The organism is Lactococcus sp. EKM203L (assembly GCF_011800585.1).
In the GTDB taxonomy this organism is placed as follows: Bacteria; Bacillota; Bacilli; order Lactobacillales; family Streptococcaceae; genus Lactococcus; species Lactococcus lactis.
This window is the reverse complement of the sequence record NZ_JAALEQ010000050.1, coordinates 1-390: the sequence shown is the minus strand read 5'-3', so window position 1 is coordinate 390 and position 390 is coordinate 1. Positions and strand designations below refer to the sequence as shown.

Annotated in this window: 1 protein-coding gene; it reads left to right on the top strand. The window is 39.7% G+C overall.

The window, feature by feature from the left end:
* Positions 1-390, top strand: a 390-nt coding sequence (locus HFD15_RS14050) for a relaxase/mobilization nuclease domain-containing protein (protein ID WP_167593832.1), incomplete at both ends; no start/stop codon positions are given.

The window sequence follows — 390 nt, the reverse complement described above, 5'->3', positions numbered from 1 at the left end:
GTGGGTGGAACCAACGGGATTGATCCCTTTATCGCCAAAGAACAATTTGATGTCATTCGACAACTTCATAACCAAACCAAAGAATCCAATCAGGTCTTGCGTATTACCCAATCTTTCGCCTTAGATGAACTGAATCCGAAAGTACAAAAGGACTGGCAAAAAGCCAACGATTTAGGCGTTGAGTTAGCAGAAAATCTCTATCCTAACCATCAAAGTGCTGTGTATACGCATTTAGACGGAAAAAATCACGTCTTACACAACCACATCATTGTCAATAAGGTCAATTTAGAAACAGGAAAGAAATTAAGAGAAAAAAAAGGAGAAAGCGTTCAACGAGCACGAGAAATGAATGATCGACTCGCTTCTCGAGAAAACTGGCACATTTTAGAG